The organism is Streptomyces sp. NBC_00322, assembly GCF_036147535.1.
Lineage (GTDB): Bacteria > Actinomycetota > Actinomycetes > Streptomycetales > Streptomycetaceae > Streptomyces.
In genome coordinates this window covers 5,483,230-5,505,510 of the sequence record NZ_CP108019.1, presented here as the reverse complement: position 1 = coordinate 5,505,510, position 22,281 = coordinate 5,483,230, and the positions used below count along the sequence as shown (strand labels likewise).

The following is a 22,281-nucleotide window of genomic DNA, read 5'->3' as shown; positions in this document are numbered from 1 at the left end:
ATGCTTGCAAAGAAATCGTTGCAACAACTCCTCTGCAAAGCTATCTTTGCATCATGTCGGAGTCCGAAGACCGCAGATACCGCCGCCTCGACCCGCGCTCCCTGCGCGGCCTCGCTCATCCGCTGCGTATGCGCCTGCTGAGCACGCTGCGGCACGACGGGCCCGCCACCGCCTCGCAGCTGGCCGAGAAGCTCGGCGAATCCAGTGGCGCGACCAGCTACCACCTGCGCCAGCTCGCCGTGCACGGCTTCGTCGAGGACGACCCGGAGCGCGGCAAAGGCCGGGAGCGCTGGTGGAAGGCCGCGGAAGAGGGCACCCGCTTCGACGACTCCCTGTTCGACAACCCCGATCCCGCGGTGCGCGGGGCCGCCGACCTCTTCATGCACGAGATCGCGACCCATCACACCGAGGAGGTCGGCACCTGGCTCGGCACGGCGCACGACTGGCCCGAGGCCTGGCGCCGCAGCTCCGACCTCAGTGACTTCACCCTGCGGCTGACCCCCGCGCAGGCCTTCGAATTGAACGCGAAGCTCCACGACCTCATCGAGAGCTACACGGAGCTGGCGCCCGGCCCCGAGGCCGAGGACGCCGCCCAGGTCCGGATGCATCTGCACTCCTTCCCGCGCTCGACCCACTGACTCGCCGACCGGCCCGCCGACGACTCGCCGACGGGCCCGCCGACCGACTCAACCGACCGCTCGACCGATCGAAGGGACACCGCCATGCATCCCGACGTGCATCTCCAGCTGCACTCCATACGCGCGGACGAGCTGCGGCGCGAGGCCACCCTGCGCCCCCGCCGTGCCCCGATCCGTACACAACTCGGCTGGGTGCTCGTCGAGTTGGGGCTGCGGCTCATGAAACCGCCGGCGCGCCGACAAGCACGTATCGCATGAAGGACCAGGGGGGACGGGGGCCGCTGGCGAGCGTGCTGGCGGCCAACGCCGTATCAATCACCGGGAATTCACTCACCCTCGTCGGCGTCCCGTGGTTCGCCTTGGAGACCACCGGCAGCCCCGCCAAGGCGGGCCTGGTCGCCTTCTGCGCGACCCTGCCGGTCGTCGTCTCGGCGATCGCCGGCGGCCCCGTCATCGACCGCATCGGGCGCCGCCGGGTCAGCATCGCCTCCGACCTGATCTGCGCCCTCGCCATCGGCGCGATCCCGCTGCTGCACTACACCGGGGCGCTCGAATTCTGGATGCTGTGCGCGCTGATGGCCGTGACCGGCCTCTTCCACGCGCCCGGCGAGACCGCACGCTATGTGCTCGTCCCCGATCTCGCGAAGGCGGCGGGCACCGACCTCTCCCGGGCTGCGAGCCTCTTCGACGCGGTCTCGCGCGGCGCCCGGATGGCCGGGGCGGCGCTCGCGGGCGTACTGATCGCGGTGACCGGCGCGGAGGCGGTCCTGCTGCTGGACGCGGCGACCTTCTGCGGCTCCGCGCTGCTGATCTTCGCAGGCATACGGGCACTCGGCGCGGCCGATCCCCGGCGGGGCGCGAAACCCGTCTCCCTCGCGGCGTACCGAGGCGAGCTGCGCGAGGGATACGCCTTCCTGCTGCGCAACCGGCTGCTGCTGGCGATCACGACGATGGTCATGCTCACCAACGGCCTTGACCAGGGCTGGAGTTCGGTCCTGCTGCCCGTACACGCCCGGGAGAATCTGGGCGGGGCACGCCATCTGGGCCTGCTGGTCGCCGTCTTCGCGGGCTGCGCGCTGCTCGGCGCTCTCCTGTACGGCGCGATCGGGCACCGCTTCCCGCGGCGAGTCCTGTTCACCGGGGCGTTCCTGCTGTGCGGACTGCCGCGGTTCATCGTGGCCGCGCTGGTCGACGGAACCGTGCCGCTCGCCGCGACGATGGCCGTCGGCGGTCTCGGGGCCGGGATGCTCAACCCGATCCTCACCACGGTGATCTACGAGCGGATTCCCGACGAACTGCGCAGCCGGGTCGCGGGCGTGACGACCTCGGGTGTCCTGCTGACCACGCCGCTCGGCGGACTGGCCGCGGGCTGGCTCGTCGAACAAACGGGACTGGCAGCCGCGTTGCTGACGGTCGGCGGTGTGTACTTCCTGGCGACGCTGGCACCGGCGGTGTTCCGGAGCTGGCGCGAGATGGACGCGCCCGCCGCGGCGGCGGTCAGCAGCCCGGAACCTTCCCGCCCCTCTCCAGCGCCCGAAGCGACTCCACCGCGCCCTTGAGGGTCGTGACGGGGATCAGCCGCAGCCCCTTGGGAAGCTCGGCCTGCGCGTCGGAGCACTCCCCCTTGGGCACCAGGAAGACGCTCGCGCCGTCGCGCTTGGCGGCCTGAGTCTTCAACGAGACACCCCCGACCGCCCCGACCTCGCCGTTGGGGCTGATCGTCCCCGTACCCGCGACGTTCCGTCCCCCCGTGAGATCGCCGCCCGCTCCGTCGCCGTCGAGCTTGTCGACGATCCCGAGCGAGAACAGCAGTCCTGCGCTGGGCCCGCCGACGTCGGCGAGATGAAGGGTGACCTTGACCTTCGCCGGATCCTCGCCGAGAAACGAGAGCGCGGCGGTGGTGGCGACGTCCTGGGACTTCTCCATGTCCTTCAGGTTGTGCTCGGCGACCTCCTCGTCGGACTTGCCCCGCGGATAGACGGAATCGCGGGGCAGCACCGCGCGGTCCGTCCTGAACCAGGCGTCGACCACATCCCCCAGATCGACGTCCGCGGAAGGCCCGGTCGCGACGATGGTCGTCATCCGCAGCTCACCCTTGGTCGTACGGGTCGGGGTGCCGGAGATGGTGATGACCGGGGCGCCCTTGACGTCGCCCAGCACATCGGCGGTCGAACCGGGCTGCGCCACGGCGTACGGCAACGGCGCGAGCCCGACGACGGCGAAGAGCGCGACGATGGGGAGGGCGCAGAGGGCGAGGGCGCGGGGGCGCGTGAGGCTGGAGAGCACGGGGTCAATGTATCGGGGCGCCGGGGCGGGGCTGCGGGGTCAGGGGGGCGGGGGGTCAGGGGGCGGCCGGGGGTTCGGGGGCGCGGGCCTGTTGCTCCCCCACCCCGAACCGCACCGGCACCCCGCCAGGGGCCCCGTCAGCGCAGCGCGTCCGCCACTTCCCTCGCCGCGTCGACCACCCTCGGGCCCACCCTCTCCGGGACCGAGTCCGCGAGCATCACCACGCCCACGCTCCCCTCTATCCCCGTCACCCCCACCAGCGCCGCGGCCGCACCGCTCGCGCCCGCCTCGAGTTCGCCGTGGGTGAGCGTGTATCCGGGCTCGCTCCCCTTGTTCTGGCGCGCCGCCAGGATCGCCTTGCCCGCCGCGCCCCGGTCCAGCGGGTGACGGAACCCGGCCCGGTAAGCCACGTGATAGTCCGTCCACGTCGGCTCGACGACCGCGACCGCGAGGGCCTCCGCGCCGTCGACGAGGGTGAGATGAGCCGTAGCCCCTATGTCCTCCGCGAGCGAGCGCAGCGCGGGCATCGCGGCCTCCCGCACCAGCGGGTGCACCTGACGGCCCAGGCGCAGCACGCCGAGGCCCACCCGGGCGCGGCCGCCCAGGTCACGGCGGACGAGGGCGTGCTGCTCAAGGGTGGCGAGCAGACGGTAGACGACGGTTCGGTTGACGCCGAGTTTGTTGGACAACTCGGTGACGGTCAGCCCGTGGTCGGTGTCGGCGAGCAGCTTGAGGACACGCAGTCCCCGGTCGAGCGTCTGGGAAGTCTCCGCGGTCACGACGCCCTCTCCTTCGGAGTGAGTGACGGCGGTCCTCGACGGAAGTAGCGACACCGGTCCCATCGGCGACGCACCCCGAGGCCGCCGGCAGGCCCTGGCACACCGGCTGCGCTCCGCGGCGGCGCTGCCACGGGGCGTATGCAATGCGGGGACAGTAGCGACCTGGTCCGCTCAGCGGAAGACCTCGTCCAGAATCCGGTCACGGGCGCGGGTCCGGATCACCGCATCCGCGTCGCCCACTCCTGAACCTTCTTGATCCGCTCCCGGATCTGCCCGGCCGTCGCCTCCGCGCTCGGCGGCCCGCCGCACACCCGCCGCAGCTCGGTGTGGATGACCCCGTGCGGCTTGCCGCTCTGGTGGACGTACGCGCCGACCATCGTGTTGAGCTGCTTCCTCAGCTCCAGCAGCTCCTTGTGGGAGACCACGGGACGCCGCTCGGCCGGCAGCTCCAGCAGATCGGCCTCGTCGTCGGGCTTCTTGCGGCTGTGCGCGATCTGCCGCGCCTGCCGCTTCTGGAGCAGGAGCTGCACCTGATCGGGTTCGAGGAGCCCCGGGATGCCGAGGTAGTCCTGCTCCTCCTCGCTCCCCGGGTGTGCCTGCATCCCGAACTCGGCGCCGTCGTAGAGCACCCGGTCGAAGACCGCGTCGGACTCGAGCGCTTCGAAGGGGAGCATGTCCTGCTCGCCGGTGTCCTCGTCCTGTTGCTTCTCCGCCTCCGCCATTTCCTTCTCGGACTCGGCGTACGGGTCGTCCTCCCCGTCCTTCTTCGGCTTGTCGAGAACATGGTCGCGCTCGACCTCCATCTCGCTGGCGAAGCCAAGGAGGTTGGGGATGGTCGGCAGGAAGACGGACGCGGTCTCGCCGCGCCGACGGGACCGTACGAACCGCCCTACCGCCTGTGCGAAGAAGAGTGGCGTCGAAATGGTGGTGGCGTACACGCCCACGGCGAGGCGCGGCACGTCGACGCCCTCGGAGACCATGCGGACCGCGACCATCCAGCGGTCCTCGTTCTCGCTGAACTCCTCGATCCGCTGGGACGCTGCGGCTTCGTCGGAGAGCACGACGGTCGCCTTGGTGCCGGTGATCTCGCGGATCAGCTTGGCGTACGCACGCGCCGAGTCCTGGTCGGAGGCGATGACGAGACCGCCCGCGTCGGGGATGCCTTTCCTGACCTCCGTCAGCCGCTTGTCGGCGGCGCGCAGCACGTTCGGCATCCAGTCGCCGCGCGGGTCGAGCGCGGTGCGCCAGGCCTGCGAGATCGCGTCCTTGGTCATCGGCTCGCCGAGGCGCGCGGCGATCTCGTCGCCCGCCTTGGTGCGCCAGCGCATGTTGCCGCTGTAGCTGAGGAAGATGACGGGCCGCACGACCCCGTCCCCCAGAGCATTCCCGTACCCATAGGTGTAATCGGCGGCGGACCGCCGGATCCCGTCGTTCCCTTCCTCGTAGTGCACGAAGGGGATGGGGTTGGTGTCGGACCGGAAGGGCGTACCGGTCAGCGCGAGCCGTCGGGTCGCCGGGTCGAAGGCCTCCAGACACGCCTCGCCCCACGACTTCGAGTCACCGGCGTGGTGAATCTCGTCGAGGATCACCAGGGTCTTGCGCTGCTCGCAGCGGTTGCGGTGGAGCATGGGCCGTACGCCGACACCCGCGTAGGTCACCGCGACGCCCTGGTACTCCTTGCTCAGCGGCCCGGCGCTGTACTCCGGATCGAGCTTGATGCCTATCCGCGCGGCGGCCGCGGCCCACTGCTTCTTGAGGTGCTCGGTGGGCGCGACGACGGTGATCTGCTGGACGACGTGATGGTGCAGCAGCCAGGAGGCGAGGGTGAGCGCGAAGGTGGTCTTGCCGGCGCCGGGGGTGGCGACGGCGAGGAAGTCCCGTGGCTGCTCGTGGAGATACCGCTCCATGGCGCCCTGCTGCCAGGCACGCAGCTTGTTGGCGGTACCCCAGGGGGCACGCCCGGGGAACGCGGGCGAGAGGTGGTGGGAGGCGGTAGTAGTCACGGTCTCCGGTTCACGGGCTCGGGGGCTCGGGGTGCACGTCGGTACGACAACCGGGCCACCCTACCGGTGAGCGGCGGGCGGGCCCGGCCGAACGAGGCCGGGCCCGAGCGAAGTGCGACGCCCGTCACACCTCGGGGATCAGCAGTTCGCGCAACCCGTGCGAGATCACCTTCACTTCGTCCATCTGACCGGTGGCCACGGCGATGACCAGGCGTTCGGCCGCATCGATATCCGGGCGCAGTTGCACGCCGTTCATCGCCAGGAACGTGACGCACGACAGCCAGGCAGTGCGTTTGTTCCCGTCAAAGAACGGATGATTGATGGCCAATGACTGCAGGAGCGCCGCCGCCTTATCGAGCAGGTCCGGGTACGCCTCCTGTCCAAACATGGCCGCTGACGGGCGGTGGACCGCCGATTCGAGTAGCCCGGCGTCCCGCACCACGATCCGCATGTCGTCACAGGCATGCTCAGCGATGACCAGGACATCCTCGGAGGACAGGTAGACGCACGTCACTTGAGCCGCTCCATGAGCTCGCTCCACTTGGCTGCCTGCTCCTTGGCCGTCTTACGGACCATGGCCTCCTGAGCGGTCCTGGCCAGGTAGTCGTCCACCGCCTGGAGGAGTATGGCGTGCATGCTCGTCCCCTCCTGCTCGGCGCGCTGCTTGAGTGCCTCGGTCTGGTCGTCACGGAGACGCAGGTTCATAGCCATACCGAAACGGTACCACCATGTGGGGCCAGAGTGGTACCAGCCGGTTCAGGCAGCCCGCGTCCGTAGCCGCGTCGCCACCCACGCCCCGACGAGCGCCACCCCCGCCATCGGCAGAAACACCGCCGCGAACGCCCCCGGGTGCGAGCCCGCCGTCCCCGACGCGGCATGAGTCGCCCCCACCGCTCCCCCGCCCAGCGCGGCGAAGGCCGCGCCCCCGGCCGCCAGGAGCAGTACGTTCGACAGTCCGTCCGAGATCTGGAGTGCCGCCGAATTGGCGCCCGCCTCCTCCGGTGCCGAGAGCTTCAGCAGCAGCACGCTCGTCGAGGCGAGCACCAGGCCCATCCCGAAGCAGCCCACGCCCCACGCGACCCCCACGATCCACACGGGCACCGAGGCGATCAGCACACTCGGAGCCGTCGCGATCGCCGCCGCGACCAGCACCATCCCGGCGACCATCAGCGGCTGCCGATACGGCTCCAGCCTCGGCCGGGACTGGACGTACGAGCCCAGCGCCCAGGTCGCCCCGCCGACCGCCAGCGAGAGCCCGGCCATCGTGGGCGACAGTCCCCGCTGGGTGACCAGCATCAGCGGTACGAAGGACTCCGCCGCGATGAAGGATCCGGCAGCGATCCCCCGCAGCAGTACGACGGAGGGCAGCCCGCGCGCGGCACGGTAGGTCCCGCGGGGCAGCAGCCCGAGGACGGCGGGCACCAGAAGGGCGATCCCCGCCGCGGCCGGGATCACCGACAGCCACCTGAGCTCCTGGCCCGCGTACTGCAGCAGCCCGGCCCCCAGCGAGATGCCGAGCGCCAGCCGGATCCGCCGCCCGTCGAAGGGCTGCCGCGGCGCGGACGGATCTGCGGGCCCGGACGCCATCCGCCGTATCGCGGGCAGCGCGAGCGCCAGCGGGAAGACGACGAGAACCGGGATGCCGATGAACACCCAGCGCCAGCCGAGGTGTTCGGTGACGGTCCCGGACGCGAGCGGCCCCACAACCGACGGGACAACCCAACTCGCGGCGAAGGCCGCCATGATCGCGGGCCGCAGCCGCTCCGGGTACGCCCGACTGACGACCACGTACAGGGCCACGATCACCAGCCCCCCGCCGAGCCCCTGCACGGCCCGCCCGACGATGAACAGCCACATCGCACTCGCGCTCCCGGCAAGCAGCAGCCCCGCCCCGAAGGCCGAAATCCCTGCGGCGAGCGGCCGCAGCGGCCCGTCCCGGTCGGCCCACTGCCCGGAGAGAACCATGGCGAAGAGGCTGGTCGTGAAGTACGCGGAGAACGCGAAGGCGTACAACTCGATGCCGTGCAACTCCCGCGCGGCAACGGGCATCGCGGTCCCGACGGCGGTCGCCTCGAAGGCGATCAGCACGACGACGGAGACGATCCCGACACTCAGCGCACGATGCGCCCTGCCGAGAACGCCCTGCCCACCGGGCACCACATCTGCGTCGTCGGTCGGCGGCGTGACATCGGCGTCACGGGGTTCGAGGGCGGTCATGGCCCTCAGAGTAAGGGGCATGGCCGGAGTTGAGCCCTGTCGCTGGACGGGACCCGACTGGTCCCTTGGTCGTACGACCTCGTACGACCATGAACGCCGCATGGCAGTCGCATTGCAGCCCGGGCCGAAGCCTTGAGCGGCGTCTTGGCCCCGCCTACGGTCGACGTATTGGAGTCACACGGCCGTGTGCCCGAGTGGTTGAGGGACTCGCCTGCAAAGCGAGTTACGCCGGTTCGATTCCGGTCACGGCCTCAATTAGCGTTTATGCGATGACCTACTCAAAGACAAAGGGCGGTCCCTCATGGGACCGCCCTTTGTGATCTTCCGTCTCGGTTTCCGTCTCAGTTCGAAGTCTTCCTACGCTCAATCGGGCGTCGGACGATCTTCTTCAGCCTGTGCGGCAGCCGCCGTAGCACCTCCATATCAACGACGGCGTCCGTCCACCTCTCAACGCAATCCTCGTGATCTTCTGAAATCCTTCGGAGCTGCAACGCTTGCTCACGGACGTTAGGCGGTCCCATTAAGGCGCCCAGCCGCCCTCACGGTTCAGGACACGGTGGGCTGCTGCCAGCCAGCGGTCCTTGCGGGCTTTTGCCTTGTGCAGGCGGTCGGCGTTTTGTTGGATCAGTCGGCGTTGGATACGGCTCTCGGCCGCTGCCCATACCGTCACCAGCTTTGTCGACTGCTGACAGGCCGCATCGGCGCGGGCGGTGTTGCGTTCGGTCGGCGTGGGGCCGTCCTTGTTCCAGCGGGCGCTGCTGGCGGCTGCCAGGGGGTCTGGGTAGTCGAAGCCTGCCTTCGCCATGCAGGCGTGCCATGCGTGCATGGCGTCGCCTACTTCGGGTGCGCGCCGGGAGGCTTCCACGGCGGTTCCGGTGAGTTGGTTGAAGGCGTGATAGTCGGGTGGAGCCGTGTCTCCGACGAGTTGGTGCTGGGCGGTCTTGAGGCACCCGCCCTTGCCGGAGGGCCCGTACGCCGCGCGTTGCATCTCGGCGGGCAGCGCCTCGCGCTCGTCCCAGACGCGGTTGCGCCGTACCACCGACGGCGGGTCGGGGCGTGGGTGATACCCGTAGCGGACGGCCTCGGCCGCGATGACTCCGTAGCGGCGGAGGTTCGGGGGTTCGATGTCCTGGGCGTCCAGCCGGGGCAGCACCTTCCACTCCAGGCCCAGGTTGTTCATGCATCGGCGCATGAGGATGTCCTGGGCGTCCTCCACGGCGTAGGTCTCGGTATCAGTCGATGCGTAGGCGTCCAGCGGCAGCTTCAGCTGCCCGGTCTGCCGGTTGGCGTACGGCGGCGGTGCGGTGGTGTGGCGGGCGGGTGCGGGCTTCTCTTCCGCTGCTGTGCAAGCGGTGGCGGTAGTGGCCAGGAGCAGCGCGAGTGCGGTGGCGGCCCGTGCGCGGGAGAGCGACATGGTTGCCTCTCGGAGTGCGTTGCGCGGTGTGTGGGCGGGGTGCGGTGGCAAGTGGGGCGGGGTGCGGCCCTGGGGCGCCGCACCCCGCCCGTCAGCAACTCACTGTCAGCGGAGCTCAGAGCTTGCGGTTAGTGGAACTTGATGGAGCTCGTGGCGTCGGACATGCCGTTGATGGCGCCGAAGTGCGCTCGCCCCTCGCCCGGCGCCAGGGAGAAGTGGGCGCCACGGAAGTTCGGGGCGGAGTAGAAGGTGACCGTGCGCTTGCCCTGGTTAATGGCGGAGCTGATCGTGTTGTCCCAGCCGTTCTTCTTCAGATCCCGCATGTTCTCCGTGAAGGTCGTGTTCCTGTTCTTGTAGTTGGCGTCCTGGAAGACCTTGACCTTCGCACCCTTGGCCTGGGGCGCGGCGACGCCCGCGTGAGTGTTGGCGAAGGCCGGCAGCGCGGCGCCGAGCGAGAGTGCAGCGGCGGCGGCGCCCGCAGCCGCTATAAGACGGATACGCATGATTTCTCCTCTTTCACTGGTTCTTGTGCATTGACGTGATCTACTTGCGTACGCGATCTACGTGATGTGCCGACCGGTCCGTCCATGCCCCGAAGCGGGGGCCAAGGCGCCGCAGGCGGCGACACTTGCCACCTTGTTCCGGAACAACTTGATTCCCCCCTCGTTGAACTTGCTGGTCGGTGCAAAGGAAATTGCGGGCTGGTCGCGCCCGTCCTTTGCAATCCCGGACGACTTCTTGCTTGATTTCATTCTGGCCGAGCGGAAAGACCCTCCGGAAGGGTTCATTGATGTGCATGGACAAGCGATTGATACCCTCATCTGCATAAGTGGGCGGGCCGCCGTCCCGACGGGGGGATCATGACGACCGATCCGAGTACGCATCAGTTACGCCTGCTGCTCGTGCTGGCGGAGGAACTGCACTTCGGCCGTGCGGCCAAGCGCCTGTTCATCAGCCAGCCCGCGTTCAGTCGGCAGATCCGCATGCTTGAGGAGCACCTGGGGGTGGCCCTCGTGGAGCGCTCCACGCGTCGCGTTGAACTCACGTCGGCCGGAGAGGCACTGTTGCCGCGGGTGCGTGCAGTGGTTGACGCTGTTGAGGAGTTGAGTGGTGCTGCTGATACGGCGGCTCACGCGCATACGGACCGCGTAGTGCTTGGTTCGTACATCTCCGCTCTACCGGCCCTGCGGATGTTCCTCGATCGACTGCGTGAACGGTGTCCTGGCCCCGAGGTTGAGTTGCGGAGCGTGGACTACGTCGAGCAGGTGAGCGCTCTCCTGGGGGGACAGGTCGATGCGGTCGTATGTCACGGGCCAATGCCCGAGGGCATCCACACGCTCTGCCTGGGCACCGAAGCACGCTTCGTCTGCGTGCATGACACCCATCCGCTGGCGGACCGCGAGCGTCTGACCCTCGCGGAGCTGGCCGATCTACCCGTCATTGGCTTCTCGCCTCATGTACAGCCGGAATGGCGCGATTTCTGGGCTGCTGACCCGCGCCCCGGTGGAACTCCCGTGCAGTACACCCACCACGCGGCAACCACTGCGGACTCCTCCATCGCCTACGCCGGCCTGGGACACGGCATCCGCTTCATCTCCGAAAGCTGCCGGGCGCTCATGCCCCGGCCCGGCGTCCGCTACATCGCCGTCACCGACCTCCGCCCATGCACAGCGGTACTCGCCTGGTTGGCCTCCCGCCCCCCGACCCCGGCCCTCCGCTCACTCCAGCGCCTGCTGCGCAACCATTCCCGCACCACAGACACGCAGACCCTTCAGAACACCAACGGGGGCTGGTGGAACATGGCCTGAGAAGCCGATGTCGTAGGAGCCGATCGCCTTCGGGCGGCCCTCATTGACCTGGTCGGTTTCAAGGTGCGCGGCGCCCGGATCGTCCTCGTAGGTCGGGGGGTTCACCTGCGGCTCGATCCATACCGCTCCGTCTGCTGCGGCGTCCTCGACCACTTCGCGCACCAGCCGCAGAAGGTCGCCCGCCGGCCCTCGCGCAACGCAGAGCGAGTTACGCCGGTTCGATTCCGGTCACGGCCTCCAAACGTGCAGCGGGTTGAGCTGCACAAGGAACGACGAGCACATCGCGCGGCACACCGAACCTGATTCTCCACAGCTGCAGACCATCCAGGACCCAGGGACTCGCGAAACCGGGCAGGCCCTCGTGCACACGCGCGGGGGCCTGCCTGGTGTCACCGGTCACACCGGGTTAGTTGGAGAAGTAGAGGTACTTCCAGGCCCCGTGGGTCGTGTAGTTCGCGCTGTCGCCGGAGGAACCGTCGATGTACGACGACCGCATCCGGGCACGGATACCGGACTCGCCCGGTGCCCCGAGGCGGACGACGGACTTCCCGTTGGTGCCCAGGGCGAAGTACTGCGAGCCCGACGCGTACCACTTGCCCTGGTAGTACACCTGGAGCTCGAACCGCTGCTTGCGCCCCTTGTAGTAGCTCATCGTCGTCGTGAAGACCGGCTCGGTGGTCTTGTGGAAGTAGTAGTAAGACGTGGAGCCGATCAGGCCGGTCTTGTAGTGCTTGGCCACGGCCGTGGAGACGTTCACCCTGGCGTACGCCGTCGACTTCACCGTCTTCGGCGCGTACCGGGCGTCGCCCGCAAAGACGGCGGTGACGGTGGTGTCACGGGTCATGTCCACGGTGACCGACAGGTTGCCGCTGGAGTTGACCGTGCCCTTCTTGATCAGCCTCTTCGGTGTGTCGCCGTAGGGGTCGGACCAGATCTCGACTATGCGGTTCTTGTACGTGGTGCCGAGGCGGGCGGTGAAGGACACGTCCTGGCCGTAGTTGTAGACGCCGCCGTTGCGGTTCAGGGTGAGGGAGCTCACGGCCCGCGAGACCTCGGCGGTGTCCGAGGCGGACGCCGCGGTGTGTGACGCGTCGCCCGCGTAGGTCACCGTGTACTTCACCCTGCCGCCTGCCGACGGGACGTCGGTGAAGGAGAACTTGCCGCCGGCGCCTAGGGTCTTGGTGCCGAGCGACATGCCGTTGGGCGACTCCATGTCGGTGCGGGTGACGGTCAGCGGAGTCCCGGTGGGCAGTGCCAGGCCCGAGGTGAGCGAGCCCGTGACGGTGAGGGACTTGGCCCGGTCGGCGGTGGTCGGGGCGTCGACCTTCAGCGTGCTGAGGTACTTGCGGGGCTCGTCGACGGCGTGGAGCTGAGTGGAGTCGTTGGAGCCGCTCAGCACGAACAGCTTCCCGCCGTCGGCCGACCAGTTCATCGAGTGCCCGAACCAGGGCATCCAGTTGTGCGACAGGTTGCGGACGCTAGCGGGCTGGCCGGGGCCGCCGGTGAATACGTACGTGTCGCCGAGGTCGTCGACATCGAGGACGGTAGCCGCGACCGTACCGTCCGGAGCGATGCTGACCGTCTCCGGTTCGTCGGGGACGGGGTAGGTGCGCACCTGCTCCAGATCAGAGAGCCGGTACTCGGTGAGCGCCCGCTTCCCGGGCCCGGCCACGACGACCGACTGGCCGTCCGGGGTGAGGGCCGCGTCGTTGTAGAAGCCGCCCTTCTCGGCGGAGATGCGGATGGCCGGCGTGCCGGAGGAGACGTCGTAGACGACGATCGGGGCGGAGCTGATGCCCCCGTCGAGGGCCAGCAGCGTGCCCGGGTTGTCGGGGTCGGCGTAGAGCATGGGCGGGCTTGCCCAGTCGTGGCCGGCCGCCAGGTCAAGCGTAACGGTGGGCTTCTCGGCGGTCAGATCGACCGCGCCGAGCCCGGAGTCCCACTGATCGCCATATCCGAACCACAGCTTGCCGTCGGTAAAGGCGAGCCGGGAGGGGATGGTCTTGTCGCCGGTCGGGTACTCGGCGGTCTGCGTGAGCGTCGCGGTGTCGAACGCGACGATCTCGTCGGCGCCGTAGACCGCGGCGTACAGCGTGCCGAAGTCCGGGCTGAGTTCGAGGTCCCGGACCTGGGGCAGGCCGGTCAGCGTGGTAACGACCTTGCCGGCGTAGTCGGTGACGACGATCTTGTTCTGGTACCTGTCGCTGAGAAACAACCGATGGTGGACGCCGTCGACGACCGTGTCGTCCGCGTCCGAGACCGCGATGGGCGTGGTGGTGTCGGCGAACGCCGGTGCGGCAGTGAGCACCACCGAACTGAAGAGGACCGCCATAGCTGTGGCGGCAGGGAGAGTGCGCATACGCACGGTGATTTCGAACCCCCCGGAACGAAAAAGATGTGGGTGCCACCGCGGGCAACTGACAGGCGACAGCTGATGGGCCTGACCCATGCGCCGTGTGTGGCAAGTGAGCGAACAGTAAGTCATGCCACCGACAACGTGGCCAGCGCCCCCGTAATGCGGACAGCGAGAAGCAGGTGTCGACGTATTCGCTGACCAAGCGTGCCCTGCACTGGATCACAGGAGACGGCGATCGCATCCTCGTCATGGATGGAGCCGCGCTGATCGCCCTGCCGGTGTTCTGACCAGCAGGGCGCAGGCCCGTCCCTACGAGTTGGGAACCGCCACCGCCGCCTGAGCCCTGATCGGGAGGCGGTTGATTGGGCGGCCCGTCGCCGCGCGGACCGCTGAAGCCACCGCCGCAGGTGAGGTGACCACCGGAATCGCGCTTGCCGCCTTCGCGCCGAAGGGAGCCACCACGTCGCGTTCCTCGACGAGTTTCACGATGCGAATGTCCGGGGCGTCCAAGGACGTCGGGAGTGCGTAGCCCGTCAGGTCCGGGTGGCGGACCAGGCCGCGGGCCGTGCGGAGGTTTTCTGTCAGGGCCGCGCCGACGCCCTGGGTGATGCCCGCTTCGATGCGGGTTGCCAGTTGGGCCGGGTTGAGGACGCGGCCCACGTCCTGGGCGACCGCCATTTCGACCACGCGGATCGAGCCCAGTTCGATGTCGACGTCGACCACCGCGCGGATCGCGCAGAAGGCCATGCCCACGAAGGCGTCGCCCTGGCCCGCGTCGTCGAGAGGTTCGGTGGGGTGGGGGCGGCACTGGGCCGTTGCCCAAAGTTCCTTGCCGTCCATCGCCTCGGTGACCGTCGTCGACAGGACGCCGTCGTACGACGTGATCTTGCCGTCGGTGATCTGGAGGAGCTCCGTGGACATGCCGAACTTGTGGGCGAGGGGCTGCAGCAGTTGGGTGCGGACCATCTTCGCCGCCCGCTCGACGGCGCCGCCGGAGACCCAGGTGTGGCGGCCGTGGGCGGCCGGGCCCGCCGGGGGCTGGTCCGTGTCGACCGAGGCGACGTGGACCTCTTCGAGGCCCAGCGTCTCCTGGACGATCTGGCGGGCGAGGGTGGAGAAGCCCTGGCCGGTCTCGACGGCCGCGCAGATCACCGTCGCCACGCCGTCGTGGACCTTGACCGTCGCCGTGGAGACCTCGTCGGTGCCTTCCGCCCCGAGCATGTGGACCATGCCCAGTGCGTAGCCGACGCCTCGGCGGATCGCGCCGGGCTCGCCCGCGCCCTCCGGGCCGCCGGGCAGGAGCCAGGCCGCTTCCGGGGTGTCCTTGGGGAGGGTGGGGAGGGGGAAGTCCCGTACGGCCTGCAGGAGTTCGGCTACGGGCGCCGGGCAGGTGACCGTCTGGCCGGTGGGGAGGATGTCTCCCGTCGCCAGCGCGTTGCGCAGGCGCAGGTCCACGGGGTCGAGGCCGAGCTTCCCCGCCAGCTTGTCCATCTGCGCCTCGTAGGCGGCGCACACCTGCATCGCTCCCTCGCCGCGCACATGGCCGGAGGGAGGGTTGTTCGTACGGACCGCCCAGCCCTCGATGAAGGCGTGCGGGACGACGTAGGGACCGCACGCGAAAGCGACGGCTGCCGCGAGGGATTCGGAGGAGGCGTCGGCGTACGCGCCCGCGTCGAGCAGGAGTTGGGCCTCGACCTTGACCAGGTGGCCCTCGGCGTCCGCGTGGTGGCGGTAGCGCAGCAGCGTCGGGTGGCGGTGGGCGTGGCCGAGGAAGGACTCCTCGCGGGTGGCGGTCAGTTTGACCGGGCAGCCGGTCTTCAACGCCAGCAGTCCCAGCGGGAGTTGGAAGCCGGGGTCCTCGCGGTCGCCCGTCGCGCCGGGGACGCCGGTGACCACGACCTTCACGCGGTCCGGCTCCAGGCCGAAGCACGCGGCCGCCAGATCGCGGTCCGTGTGGGGGTCGGTCGACGCGGCGTACAGCTCGACGCCGCCGTCGGGGCGTGGGACGGCGAGGCCGGCCTCGGCGCCGATGGGGGCCGGGTCCTGGCGGCCGATGCGGTAGAGGCCCTCGACGATCACCTCGCCCGCCGCGTCCGGGTCGCCGTAGCGCAGCGGGATGTGGCGGATGAGATTGCCGTCGGGGTGCAGGGGTTCGGCGGCGAAGGCCTTCTCGGGGTCGGTGACCGGGTCGAGTACTTCGTACTCGACGGCGATCGCCGCGGCCGCGAGGCGGGCCGTGTCGGGGTGGTCCGCGGCGACGGCCGCGATCGCCTCGCCGTGGTGGCGGACGATGTCGGAGGCGAAGACGGGACGGTCGGCGATACGCCTGCCGTACGAAGAATCGCCCGGGATGTCCTCATGGGTCACTACGGCTCGTACACCGGGCATCTCAAGGGCCGCGGACGTGTCGATCGAGCCGATCCGCGCGTGCGGGTGCGGGGAGCGCAGGATCGCCGCCCACAGCAGGCCCTCGGCCCACAGGTCGCCGGCGTACGGGAACGTGCCCTCGGTCTTGGCGCGGGCATCGGCCGGCGGGAGCGACGCGCCGAGGCCGTGGGCCGGCGCCTCGGACTGCCCGGCGTCGACGTTCCGGGGCGTCGCAGTGGTGGCCGCGTCGTTGCTCACGCCATGCCTCCGTCGTGCGGGTGGGGCTGCACACTACCGGCGCCGGGGGGCGCCTGGTGCGGGATGCGGGCTTCCTCGCTCGCCTCGGTGGCGGCCGCGGCGCTCGCGGCACGTTCGGCGACCACCTCGCGTACGGCTTCGAGGACGCCCCGGTAGCCGGAGCAGCGGCACAGGTTGCCGCACAGGGCCTGGCGGGTCTCGAGCTCCGTGGGGGCGTGGTTGCCCTCCAGGAGGTCGTGGACGGTCATCGCCATGCCCGGGATGCAGAAGCCGCACTGGACCGCGCCGCAGCCCGCCAGGGCGCGCTGGACGTCGGAGGGCTCGCCGTCGGCGGCGAGGCCCTCGACCGTACGGACCTCGGAGCCGGCGGCGGTCGCGGCGGGGACCAGGCAGGAGGCGACCAGGCGGCCGTCGACCTGGACGTTGCACGCGCCGCACTCGCCCTGCGAGCAGCCGTCCTTGGCGCCGGCGAGGCCGAGGCGCTCGCGCAGCACATAGAGCAGGGATTCACCGATCCAGGCGTCGGTGACGGGGCGGTCGGTGCCGTTGACGCGCAGGACGTAGGAGGTGGGCGGGTGTTCGTCGCTGTCGATGGAGGAGCTGAGGACGGCGGCCTCCTGCTCGGGCTCCAAACCCGCCTCAGGGGCCGTCTCGGGGGACGCCTCCGCGGTTTCCCCGGGCGGCTGCCCGGAGGGCTCGCCAGGGGTCTGGTCGGGCAGCGCGGCGGCACTGAGAGGCTCGGGGACCGGCTCGTCGGCCACGGCGGGCTCCGGGGCCGTCGCCCAGGGCGCGGTCGCACCGCCCGGCAGCGTGGCCGGGGCGTCGGGGGACGGCGCCCACGGGGCAGCGGCCCCGCCCGGCAGCGTGGCGGGCGCGGCGCCCCACTGGGACCGCAGCGCGGATGTCGTGAACTCGCCGGACTCGTCAGGAAGATCGCCGTCGGCCACCGGGATCGTCCACTGGCCGGTCAGCTCGGAAGCGGACGGGGCCGGGGCGGGCTCCGCCTCGGTGAAGGTCCACTGGCCCGTGGCGTGCGGGTCGACGCGCTCGGCGTGCGGGGCCTCGGGCTCCGGCCACCGCACCGCCGCGGGCTCGCCCGTCGGCTGGTGGACGGCCCAGCTGCCCGCCGCGCCCGGATCGGCGGCGGCGTCCGGCGCCGGAGGCGGGATCACCGGCGGTACGTAGCCGTGCCCCGGCGCCTCGAGCGGCGCGGCGTCCAGCATGCCCTCGGGCGGCAACTGCAGGAAGGCCGTGGCCTCGGCGTCGTACTCACCGCCGTGCGGAATCGGCTGCCAGCCGCCCTGCTCCGGCGGGAGCTCGTGCGGCATTTCGCGCGAATTCTCCTCATTGCTCACGACAGCGCCCTCCCCAGTGCACGTCGGGCCAGCGCGGCGACGGTGCGCCGCAGATGCAGTACGGCGGGCGGCAGCACGGGCTGTTCCTCGCCCTGCGCGGCCGGCGCCGGATCCGGAATGCACGCTGCCGCGACGTACTCGCCGAAGGCGGCCAGCGCCTCGCTCGCGAGGCCGCGCTCGCCGTCCCAGTCGATCAGCGACGCGATCCACCGCTCGGCCTCCAGCGGCCGCAGCGGCATCGGAGCGATCGCGCCCACCGCGCAGCGCACCCCGCGCCGCGCCGGATCGAGGACGACGGCGACGGACGCGCCCGCGCGGCCCGGCCCGGTGCGCCCGGTGGCCTTCAGGAAGACCTGCGGGGCGTGCAGGAGCGGGACACGTACGAAGCCGATCAGTTCGGCGGGGGCGAGCATTTCGCGGCCCGCCAGCAGGTGGGACACGGGAATCTCACGGCGTGTGCCGCCGGGGCCCGCGATGACCAGGTCCGCCTCCAGGGCGGCCAGCACCGGCAGCGTGTCCCCGGTCGGGGACGAGGTGGCGATATTGCCGCCGAGCGTGCCCGCGTTACGGATCTGGGGCGGGCCCGCCGCGCGCGCGGACGCGGCCAGCGCGGGAATGAGGGCGGCGAAGTCGGGCCGCCCCATCCGGGCGTGGGTCAGTCCGGCGCCTAGCAGTGCGTGTCCGTCCTGGTAGCGCCAGCCGCGGATCTCGCTGATGCGGCCGAGGCCGACGAGACCGGCCGGACGGAGCTGTCCTTTGTTGACGGCGGCCATGAGGTCGGTGCCGCCCGCGACAGGCACGGCGGCGGGCATGGCGGTGAGCGCCGCCACGGCCTCGTCGAGCGAAGCCGGCAGCGTCACCGACTGCGCCGCCTGCGGTGCGTGCGTGGTCACCCAGCTGCCCCTTCCCGGTGTCCCGACTGTCCCGCCTTTGTTGCCGTACCGTACGTGTTCACAGCCCGGACGTGGCAACTCTGGCACATCTTCCGAGCCGACCGACGAGAGGGTCCGCGAAGGGCATATCCGTACCGGATATACCGTCTCGCGACGTTGGTCCGTTTTGGAACATCGTCGGCGCCACATGCGGATTCCCACTCTTCGGCGACCGATGTGCGACTTATTCCTCACACGGTTCAACCGTCCCAGGGCAGCGGGCGCCTCAGATGCGAGTTCCGGCCGGGCTCACACGTTTGGGGGCGCACCCTCGATCGGGCGTCCGATGCTTCCTTTCATTCCTTTGGGGGCGGGACGCTTCTGCCACGGCAACGGGCCCCCGGGCGGCCGGTAGTCGACGCCGAGCGCGTCAAGGCGCTTGTAGTGGACCGTCATTCGCCGTTCGAAATCCGCGAAGTCCCGCTCGGCGGGTGCGGGCAGCGCGGACCAGGCGACCTCGGCGAAGGCGGCGAGCCTGGGGAAGACCTGGTAGTCGACCCGGGAGCGGTCCTGCATCACCTCGGTCCAGACATTGGCCTGGGTACCGAGGACGTGCGCGGCGGCCTCGGGCGACAGGGCCGGGGGAACGGGCTCGAAGCGATAGACGTCCTCAAGGGTGCGTACGTAACCAATGGGCATCGGCTCGTCCGGGCCGCCGTGCTGGCGGTGGTCCAAGTACACGTGCTGCTCGGGGCACATGACGACGTCGTGACCGGCCTCGGCGGCGGCGATACCGCCGGCGTATCCACGCCAGGAGGAGACGGCGGCGCCGGGCGCGAGGCCGCCCTGAAGGATCTCGTCCCAGCCGATGAGGCGGCGGCCGCGCTCGGCGAGCCAGGTGTCGAAATGCCGGATGAACCAGGACTGGAGCTCGTCCTCGCCCTTCAGCCCCAGCTCCACGATGCGCGCCTGGGCGGCCGAGGACGCCTTCCACTGGTCCTTGGGGCACTCATCGCCGCCGACGTGGACGAAGGTGGACGGGAAGAGGTCGAGGAGCTCCTCGAAGACGCCCTCGTAGAAGCGCAGGGTGTTGTCAGTGGGGGCGAGTACGTTCGGATTGACGCCCCAGTTGTCCCACACGGAAAGGGAGGTCGTATCGATGACGTCGGTGTTGCCGAGTTCCGGATATGCGGCGATGGCGGCCTGCGAGTGGCCGGGGATGTCGATCTCGGGGACGACGGTGATATGCCGCTCGGCGGCGTACGCCACGATCTCGCGGATGTCGTCCTGCGTGTAGTAACCGCCGTGCGGCCGCTCGTCCCAGAGCTCGGAGGCGCGATGGCCGTATTTGGTGCGTGCGCGCCAGGCTCCGACCTCGGTGAGCCTCGGGTGGCGCTTGATCTCGACGCGCCAGCCCTGGTCGTCGGTGAGGTGGAAGTGGAAGACGTTGAGCTTGTGCGCGGCGAGCAGATCGAGATAGCGCAGGACGTCCGCCTTTGGCATGAAGTGCCGTGAGACGTCGAGCAAGAGGCCGCGCCAGGGGAAGCGGGGGCTGTCCTCGATGACCTGGTCCGGCAGGGCCGCTGTGGCCGTGGCGAGGGGCGCCTGGCGAAATGCCTCCGCGCCCAGCAGTTGACGCAGCGTCTGGGCGCCCCAGAAGACGCCCGCCGCGTCGCCGCCGGCGATCTCCGCGCCCACGGTCGAGGCCACCGTCAGCCGGTACGCCTCGGGCCGCAGCGAGTTGTCGATGCGCAGGGTGAGCCTGTTGCGCGTGGCCTGCGGCGCGGGCGGGAGCGGCAGGCCGAAAGCCGCACCGAGTGCGGAGCGCAGCCAGCGCTCCGTCCGCTCCGTGCCGGGTCCGGCGGTGAGGGACGTACGGGCGTCCATGACGAAGCCGCAGCGGTACGGGCCTTCGATGTTCGACGGGGCCGGAATCAGGTCCATCGGTCACTCCTTGATGGCGCCGCCCAGGCCGGAGACCAGGCGTCGCTGTACGAGTACGAAGAAGACGAGCACCGGGACGGTCATCACGGTGGACGCCGCCATGATCCCGCCCCAGTCGTTCTCGTCCGGCTTGAAGAAGACGAGCAGCGCCATCGGCAGCGTCGACTGCGAGGTGTCGCTGATGATGAAGGACTTGGCGAACAGGAAGTCGTTCCATGTCGAGATGAACGAGAACACGCTCGTCGCCACGAGGCCCGGGAAGACGAGCGGGAAGAGGATCTGCCACAGGAAGCGGGTCCGGCTCGCGCCGTCGATGTACGCCGCCTCCTCAAGTGCCTGAGGGACCGCCTTCACGAAGCCCCGCAGCATCCAGATCGCGAACGGCAACGAGAAGGCGATGTGCGGCAGGATCAGCGAGCCGAGGGTGTTCAGCCGGCCGAAGTCGCGCATCAGGAAGAACAGCGGGATCGTCAGCGCCTCGACCGGCACCATCTGTGCGACGAGAAACATGATCAGCAGGGTCGTGCGGAACCGGAAACGGAACCGGGTGACCGCCGTCGCCGCCAGGAAGGCGATCAGCGCGGAGGCGAGGACGACCACGCCCGCGACGAACAGACTGTTGAGGAAATACCGGCCGAATTCCTGCTGTTCGAAGACCCGGCGGAAGGAGTCGAGCGAGGGGGAAAGCGTCCAGGGACGCGCCTTCGTCGACTGGATCTCGCCCGCCGGCTTGAACGCGGAGAGCGCCATCCAGTACAGCGGGAAAGCGACGACGACCGCGATGACGAGCGCGGACGCCTCGGCGGCGAGGCGCCAGGGGCGCATGATGCGTATGGGGCGCACGGGCCGGTGAATGCGGGGCAGGCTCACAGCTCTTCTCCCTGGCGTCGCAGCAGGCGCAGATATACGAGGGTGACGGCGAGCAGAATCAGCAGCATCACGACGCCGATGGCCGAGCCCAGGCTGTACTGGGACGAGGCGAAAGCCTTCTGATAGGCGTACACATTGAGCACGAGATTCTGTCCGGCGATGCCGCCGCCGTTCGTCATCACATAAATCTGGGTGAAGACCTTGAAGTCCCAGATGATCGACTGGATGGTCACGACGACGAGAATGGGACGCAGCATCGGTGCCGTGACGGAGCGCCAGATCCGCCACTGCGACGCGCCGTCGAGGGAGGCGGCCTCCAGGACTTCGGAGGAGATCGCCTTGATGCCCGCGTAGACGGTGACCATCACGAACGGGAACGAGCACCAGACGACTTCGAGGAGCACGAGCGAGAAGGCGCTGTAGCGCCCGTACGTCCAGGAGAAGTCGCCGAGGCCGAGGAGCCGGTTGACCGGTCCGTAGTCCGGGTCGAAGAGGAAGACCCAGACGGTGGAGCCGGTGATGGCGGGGGTCGCCCAGGCGCCGAGGGCGGCGAGCATGAGGGCGAGGCGGGGGACGGCGCGTACGCGCGTGAGCAGGACGGCGAGGGCGCAGCCGGCGGCGAGCGTGGCGAGGACGCAGGCGGCGGCGAAGGCAAGCGTGGCGAGCAGGACCTGCCAGAACTGGCTGTCGGCGAAAAGGGTGCGGTAGTTGCCGAGCCCCTGGAAGGTGGTGGGCTCGCCGCCGCTGACCTGGGCCTGGGTGTACTCGAGGAAGGAGATCAGGCCGAGCTGGTAGATGGGATAGACGAGGAGCCCGCCGAGCACGACGAGTGCGGGCGCGAGGTAGAGCCACGGGGCCCAGCCCCCGCGCCCCCGCCGCGGGGTGAGCGAACTCCTGGCGGCCTTGGGCGCGTGGGCCGATGCCGCTCCGGCCGCACGGCCCGCCGCCGACCCGCCCGCCGCCGCAGCTGCCTTGCGGCGCGGGGGGCCGTCCGGGGCGCCCGGCCCAACCACCTCGCCGCCCTGCGCCGGGATCCCCGCGCCCGGGCCGTCCGGGCCACCCGTGACGCCGACCGACCCAGCACCGTCGGCCGAGGCGTCGATCCCGCCGACGT

19 protein-coding genes and 1 tRNA gene are annotated in these 22,281 nt (G+C 70.0%); 5 read left to right on the top strand and 15 right to left on the bottom strand.

The window, feature by feature from the left end:
• Positions 1-53: 53 nt before the first annotated feature.
• From OG905_RS25165 to OG905_RS25155, 3 genes are all read left to right on the top strand, one after another.
• On the top strand, positions 54-638 hold the full coding sequence (locus OG905_RS25165) for an ArsR/SmtB family transcription factor (RefSeq protein WP_328677426.1): 585 nt from the start codon (positions 54-56) through the stop codon (positions 636-638).
• A gap of 84 nt (positions 639-722) precedes the next feature.
• On the top strand, positions 723-896 hold the full coding sequence (locus tag OG905_RS25160) for a hypothetical protein (protein ID WP_328677424.1): 174 nt from the start codon (positions 723-725) through the stop codon (positions 894-896).
• Positions 893-2,197 (top strand): MFS transporter, encoded by a 1,305-nt coding sequence (locus OG905_RS25155; protein ID WP_328677422.1) that lies wholly within the window; start codon positions 893-895, stop codon positions 2,195-2,197. Before OG905_RS25160 ends, OG905_RS25155 begins: the two co-directional genes overlap by 4 nt.
• Here OG905_RS25155 and OG905_RS25150 read toward each other — a convergent pair.
• From OG905_RS25150 to OG905_RS25125, 6 genes are all read right to left on the bottom strand, one after another.
• Positions 2,136-2,924: a S16 family serine protease gene (locus OG905_RS25150; protein ID WP_328677420.1), complete on the bottom strand. Its 789-nt coding sequence runs from the start codon at positions 2,922-2,924 to the stop codon at positions 2,136-2,138. The genes OG905_RS25155 and OG905_RS25150 overlap by 62 nt on opposite strands.
• A 137-nt stretch (positions 2,925-3,061) precedes the next feature.
• Positions 3,062-3,703: an IclR family transcriptional regulator gene (locus OG905_RS25145; RefSeq protein WP_328677418.1), complete on the bottom strand. Its 642-nt coding sequence runs from the start codon at positions 3,701-3,703 to the stop codon at positions 3,062-3,064.
• 218 nt (positions 3,704-3,921) lie between these two features.
• Positions 3,922-5,706, bottom strand: coding sequence for a DEAD/DEAH box helicase (locus tag OG905_RS25140; protein ID WP_328677416.1), 1,785 nt, complete (start codon positions 5,704-5,706; stop codon positions 3,922-3,924).
• A 124-nt stretch (positions 5,707-5,830) separates the two neighbouring features.
• Complete coding sequence (locus OG905_RS25135) at positions 5,831-6,220, bottom strand: type II toxin-antitoxin system death-on-curing family toxin (RefSeq protein WP_328677415.1); 390 nt, start codon at positions 6,218-6,220, stop codon at positions 5,831-5,833.
• Positions 6,217-6,417, bottom strand: coding sequence for a ribbon-helix-helix protein, CopG family (locus OG905_RS25130; protein WP_328677413.1), 201 nt, complete (start codon positions 6,415-6,417; stop codon positions 6,217-6,219). The genes OG905_RS25135 and OG905_RS25130 overlap by 4 nt, the downstream gene beginning before the upstream one ends.
• Positions 6,418-6,462: 45 nt before the next feature.
• Entirely contained in the window at positions 6,463-7,923 is a 1,461-nt protein-coding gene (locus tag OG905_RS25125; protein ID WP_328677411.1) for an MFS transporter, read from the bottom strand.
• Between the two features lie 180 nt (positions 7,924-8,103).
• Between OG905_RS25125 and OG905_RS25120 the strand changes: the two genes are divergently transcribed.
• A tRNA-Cys gene (locus OG905_RS25120) sits at positions 8,104-8,175 on the top strand.
• 268 nt (positions 8,176-8,443) lie between these two features.
• Here the strand turns inward: OG905_RS25120 and OG905_RS25115 are convergent.
• Together OG905_RS25115 and OG905_RS25110 are read right to left on the bottom strand one after the other, a co-directional pair.
• Positions 8,444-9,337, bottom strand: a complete 894-nt coding sequence (locus tag OG905_RS25115; protein WP_328677409.1) for a hypothetical protein — start codon at positions 9,335-9,337, stop codon at positions 8,444-8,446.
• Positions 9,338-9,465: 128 nt separating this feature from the next.
• Positions 9,466-9,840, bottom strand: a complete 375-nt coding sequence (locus OG905_RS25110; RefSeq protein ID WP_328677408.1) for a peptidase inhibitor family I36 protein — start codon at positions 9,838-9,840, stop codon at positions 9,466-9,468.
• A 357-nt stretch (positions 9,841-10,197) separates the two neighbouring features.
• Here OG905_RS25110 and OG905_RS25105 point away from each other — a divergent pair, with 357 nt between their 5' ends.
• The gene (locus OG905_RS25105; RefSeq protein WP_328677406.1) at positions 10,198-11,145 is read left to right on the top strand and encodes a LysR family transcriptional regulator; all 948 of its coding nucleotides are present in this window, start codon (positions 10,198-10,200) and stop codon (positions 11,143-11,145) included.
• Between the two features lie 406 nt (positions 11,146-11,551).
• Here OG905_RS25105 and OG905_RS25100 read toward each other — a convergent pair whose 3' ends face one another.
• From OG905_RS25100 to OG905_RS25070, 7 genes are all read right to left on the bottom strand, one after another.
• On the bottom strand, positions 11,552-13,504 hold the full coding sequence (locus tag OG905_RS25100) for an Ig-like domain repeat protein (RefSeq protein WP_443043986.1): 1,953 nt from the start codon (positions 13,502-13,504) through the stop codon (positions 11,552-11,554).
• Between the two features lie 306 nt (positions 13,505-13,810).
• Positions 13,811-16,126 carry a xanthine dehydrogenase family protein molybdopterin-binding subunit gene (locus OG905_RS25095; RefSeq protein ID WP_328677404.1) on the bottom strand — a complete coding sequence of 772 codons (2,316 nt, stop codon included), beginning with the start codon at positions 16,124-16,126 and terminating at the stop codon, positions 13,811-13,813.
• A complete protein-coding gene (locus OG905_RS25090; protein WP_328682590.1) occupies positions 16,123-17,454 on the bottom strand; it encodes a 2Fe-2S iron-sulfur cluster-binding protein in 1,332 nt (443 codons plus the stop codon). The genes OG905_RS25095 and OG905_RS25090 overlap by 4 nt, the downstream gene beginning before the upstream one ends.
• A gap of 23 nt (positions 17,455-17,477) precedes the next feature.
• On the bottom strand, positions 17,478-18,374 hold the full coding sequence (locus OG905_RS25085) for an FAD binding domain-containing protein (protein ID WP_328677403.1): 897 nt from the start codon (positions 18,372-18,374) through the stop codon (positions 17,478-17,480).
• 288 nt (positions 18,375-18,662) lie between these two features.
• The gene (locus OG905_RS25080) at positions 18,663-20,297 is read right to left on the bottom strand and encodes a beta-N-acetylhexosaminidase (protein ID WP_328677402.1); all 1,635 of its coding nucleotides are present in this window, start codon (positions 20,295-20,297) and stop codon (positions 18,663-18,665) included.
• Positions 20,298-20,300: 3 nt separating this feature from the next.
• Positions 20,301-21,122, bottom strand: a complete 822-nt coding sequence (locus OG905_RS25075; RefSeq protein ID WP_328682588.1) for a carbohydrate ABC transporter permease — start codon at positions 21,120-21,122, stop codon at positions 20,301-20,303.
• Between the two features lie 41 nt (positions 21,123-21,163).
• Positions 21,164-22,180 carry a carbohydrate ABC transporter permease gene (locus tag OG905_RS25070; protein WP_443044083.1) on the bottom strand — a complete coding sequence of 339 codons (1,017 nt, stop codon included), beginning with the start codon at positions 22,178-22,180 and terminating at the stop codon, positions 21,164-21,166.
• Positions 22,181-22,281: the final 101 nt, after the last annotated feature.

Coding starts and splice junctions, on each gene's coding strand:
- OG905_RS25080 (WP_328677402.1), bottom strand. CDS start 20,297: ATGGACCTGATTCCGGCCCCGTCGAACATCGAAGGCCCGTACCGCTGC.
- OG905_RS25100 (WP_443043986.1), bottom strand. CDS start 13,504: ATGCGCACTCTCCCTGCCGCCACAGCTATGGCGGTCCTCTTCAGTTCG.
- OG905_RS25105 (WP_328677406.1), top strand. CDS start 10,198: ATGACGACCGATCCGAGTACGCATCAGTTACGCCTGCTGCTCGTGCTG.
- OG905_RS25155 (WP_328677422.1), top strand. CDS start 893: ATGAAGGACCAGGGGGGACGGGGGCCGCTGGCGAGCGTGCTGGCGGCC.
- OG905_RS25075 (WP_328682588.1), bottom strand. CDS start 21,122: ATGCGCCCCTGGCGCCTCGCCGCCGAGGCGTCCGCGCTCGTCATCGCG.
- OG905_RS25130 (WP_328677413.1), bottom strand. CDS start 6,417: ATGGCTATGAACCTGCGTCTCCGTGACGACCAGACCGAGGCACTCAAG.
- OG905_RS25165 (WP_328677426.1), top strand. CDS start 54: ATGTCGGAGTCCGAAGACCGCAGATACCGCCGCCTCGACCCGCGCTCC.
- OG905_RS25125 (WP_328677411.1), bottom strand. CDS start 7,923: ATGACCGCCCTCGAACCCCGTGACGCCGATGTCACGCCGCCGACCGAC.
- OG905_RS25090 (WP_328682590.1), bottom strand. CDS start 17,454: ATGCCGCACGAGCTCCCGCCGGAGCAGGGCGGCTGGCAGCCGATTCCG.
- OG905_RS25160 (WP_328677424.1), top strand. CDS start 723: ATGCATCCCGACGTGCATCTCCAGCTGCACTCCATACGCGCGGACGAG.
- OG905_RS25115 (WP_328677409.1), bottom strand. CDS start 9,337: ATGTCGCTCTCCCGCGCACGGGCCGCCACCGCACTCGCGCTGCTCCTG.
- OG905_RS25110 (WP_328677408.1), bottom strand. CDS start 9,840: ATGCGTATCCGTCTTATAGCGGCTGCGGGCGCCGCCGCCGCTGCACTC.